The sequence below is a fragment of the Streptomyces sp. E2N166 genome (assembly GCF_003671715.1).
GTDB lineage: Bacteria > Actinomycetota > Actinomycetes > Streptomycetales > Streptomycetaceae > Streptomyces > Streptomyces thinghirensis.
In genome coordinates this window covers 1523857-1526913 of sequence record NZ_RAIF01000032.1, presented here as the reverse complement: position 1 = coordinate 1526913, position 3057 = coordinate 1523857, and the positions used below count along the sequence as shown (strand labels likewise).

At 74.2% G+C, this 3057-nt stretch carries 3 protein-coding genes; 1 reads left to right on the top strand and 2 read right to left on the bottom strand.

Annotation, left to right across the window (positions count from 1 at the left end; translation table 11 throughout):
- On the top strand, window positions 1-1772 hold a 1772-nt coding region (locus EBH09_RS33825; protein WP_238697521.1), incomplete at its 5' end, for an N-acetylmuramoyl-L-alanine amidase.
- Window positions 1773-1780: 8 nt separating this feature from the next.
- Here EBH09_RS33825 and EBH09_RS33820 read toward each other — a convergent pair.
- Window positions 1781-2278 carry a hypothetical protein gene (locus EBH09_RS33820; protein ID WP_121750623.1) on the bottom strand — a complete coding sequence of 166 codons (498 nt, stop codon included), beginning with the start codon at window positions 2276-2278 and terminating at the stop codon, window positions 1781-1783.
- 58 nt (window positions 2279-2336) lie between these two features.
- Window positions 2337-2939 (bottom strand): CGNR zinc finger domain-containing protein, encoded by a 603-nt coding sequence (locus tag EBH09_RS33815; protein WP_121750622.1) that lies wholly within the window; start codon window positions 2937-2939, stop codon window positions 2337-2339.
- Window positions 2940-3057: the final 118 nt, after the last annotated feature.

Below are 3057 nucleotides of genomic sequence, written 5' to 3'. Positions count from 1 at the left end.
GCGTCCTGCTCGGCGTCTCCTACCTCCAGTCCCGCTGGGACGCGCACGGCGGTGCGCCGAGCGTGACCGGCGGCTACGGCCCGCTGCACCTCACCGACGCGCGCACGGCACTGGCCGGGGCGTCGCACCACAGTGAGGGCACCGAGGACCCGCGCGGCGACGACGCCCGCACCCCGCTGCACCCGACGGCCACGGCCGCGCACCCCACCGACCTGCCGGACCGGCTGACCACACTGCCGAAGGCCGCCGAGCTGACCGGGCTGAGCCCCGGCGCGCTGCGCGAGGATCCGGCGGCGAACGTGTCCGGCGGTGCCGCGCTGCTCGCCGCCGCCCAGCGGGAACTGGGTGAGCCGCTCAGCGCGGACCCGGCGGACTGGTACGGGGCGGTGGCCCGCTTCTCGGGCGCGGAGGACTCCGCGACGGCGGCGGCGTACGCGAACGACGTGTACGAGGTGATCCGCGCGGGCGAGCACCGGACCACGGACGCCGGGCAGCGGGTCGCCCTGGCCGCCCGGCCAGACGTGACCCCCGACGTCTCGCAGCTCGCGGACGCGGGCCTGCGCGCCGCCTCCGCCGCCGGCACCGAGTGCCCGAAGACGGTGTCCTGCGAGTGGATCCCGGCACCCTACGAGGAGTTCGGCGACGGCGACTACGGCAACCACGACCTGGGGAACCGGCCCGCCTCCCAGCGCATCCGGTACATCGTCGTGCACGACACGGAGGGCGCCTGGAACGGGGTCCTCAACATGGTCCAGGACCCGACCTACGTCTCCTGGAACTACACCCTGCGCTCCACCGACGGCCACATCGCCCAGCACGTGAAGGCGAAGGACGTGGCCTGGCACGCGGGCAACTGGTATGTGAACGCGAAGTCGATCGGCCTGGAGCACGAGGGCTTCCTCGCGGACCCGGACGCCTGGTACACGGAGGCGATGTACCGCTCGTCGGCGCGGCTGGTGAAGTACCTGGCCAAGAGGTACGACATCCCGCTGGACCGGCAGCACGTCCTCGGCCACGGCAACGTCCCCGGCACCACCACCGCGACGATCCCGGGCATGCACACCGACCCGGGCCCCTACTGGGACTGGCGGCACTACTTCCAGCTGCTCGGCCGCCCCTTCGAGCCCACCGCCGGCAAGAGGTCCGGCCTGGTGACGATCCGCCCCGACTACGCCACCAACCGCCCCGAGTACACCGGCTGCGAGACGAAGGGCGAGCCCTGCGCGCCGCACGGCTCCAGCGAGGTGCGGCTGTACGCCGACCACGACGTGAACGCGCCTCTGATCAAGGACATCGGTCTGGGCACCACCCCGACGACCGGGGTGAACGACCTGTCCTCCCGGGTCTCCACGGGCCAGCAGTACGCGGTGGCCGACCGGTGGGGCGACTGGACGGCCATCTGGTACCTGGGTCAGAAGGCCTGGTTCCACAACCCGGGGAGGAACCCGGCGGCGGCGCCCGCCTCGGGCCGGGTGATCACCCCGCGGGAGGGCCTGGAGAGCGTCCCGGTGTACGGGCGCGCGTACCCGGAGAAGGCCGCCTACCCGGCGGACGTGCCCGCCCAGGCCGTGTCGCCCCTGCCGTACCGGCTGCTGAAGGGGCAGAAGTACGTCGTCGGTGAGAAGGTGCCCGGCGAGTACTACTACGCGGTCACCTTCGACGAGGCCTCCCACCGGGTGGTGACCGGAGAGGACGAGTACTACGAGATCCAGTACGGCCACCGGGTCGCGTACGTGCGCGCCGCCGACGTCACACTCGCGACCGTGCGGTAGCCGGCCGGTCAGCCCTGCTGGAAAAGCTCCGCCGGGAGCGGCTTCAGCAGGGCGTACAGGTCGTCGGTGATGGGCCGGTCCCAGGCGGCGATGGTCACCAGGACACCGTCGCTGCGGTCGAACTGCACGCAGGAGATCCGGCCCTCCGAGAGCTTGAGGCGGCGCACGATGAGCAGGTTGTCGCCCTGCATCACCGGTACGTCCTCGGTGCCGACGACCGTGATCTCCTCGTCGTTCTCCAGGGCGAGCAGCAGCTGGGCCACCTCGAACGGGATCTCCCCCTCGGGGACCTCGCGGGCCGGGGAGCCGGTCGGCAGATTGCCGATGATCATCGCGGGACCGCGACCGCCGAAGAGGTCGTAGCGCAGGAAGACGCCCTGACAGCTGCCGTCGGGCGCGGGCAGCAGGCCGGCGCCCAGGTTCCCGGGCCAGTCGCCCGGATCCATGGCCAGTACGTCGAAGTCGGGCCCGGCGGGCGTGGCGCTGCGGCGGCGGAGGAACGACATGCCGCCATGGTACGTGGCCCGGGCCCACGAACGGCGTGCGGGCGGGAGCCCGACCGGGCTACGCGGTCCCCTTGTGCCGCTCGTGGTGGCGGGCCACCCGGGCCCGGTTCCCGCAGGACGGCTTGCACCACTCCTGGCGGGAGTGCTCCTTCAGGAAGTAGCGCACGCAGCGCGGTGCGTGGCAGGCCCGCAGCCGCGGCCGGTCGGGCCCCGTGAGGAAGCCGATCACCGCCCGCGCGAGGGCGGCCGCGAGATCGGGCCGGCCACCGCGGGCGGGCTCCGCGCGTACGACGGGCCCGGCGCCGTCGGCCCAGTGCAGGACGGGAACGGTGGGGGTGCGGGCGGCTGCCTCGTTCAGGCGCCGCACGGCGTCCGGGACGGGAAGCAGCCGCGCGGCGTCGGCGGGGCTCGGCTCGCCGGGGCGCACGGCGCGCGCGAAGAGGGCACGGGCGGCGGCGCGTACCTCGCGGGCGACTGCCAGGGCGGGCTCGTCGGCGGTGAAGACGCCGGCGCCCGGCACGATGTCGGGGTGCGCCCGCACCCAGGTGGTGAGCCCCGCGAGGTCGGTCAGGTCGTCGGCTACCCCGCCGTGCCCGTCGTGCCGGACGGTCAGCGCGAGGTCGAGGGCGATCCGGGAGTCCCTGCTGGGCGAGTCCTGCATGGGCCGATGATAGGCACGCCGGGTCCGCCGGGGGCCGAGGTGCGTCGCGCCTCGGACGCCGGGCGGGCGGGGCCGACGACGATCCGCTCCCGGTCGGAGTCCGGGGACGGCGGGCGCG

What these genes read in the sequence shown, in the direction of transcription:
- EBH09_RS33820 (WP_121750623.1), bottom strand. Translation starts at nt 2,278, where the DNA reads ATGTCGTTCCTCCGCCGCCGCAGCGCCACGCCCGCCGGGCCCGACTTC.
- EBH09_RS33815 (WP_121750622.1), bottom strand. Translation starts at nt 2,939, where the DNA reads ATGCAGGACTCGCCCAGCAGGGACTCCCGGATCGCCCTCGACCTCGCG.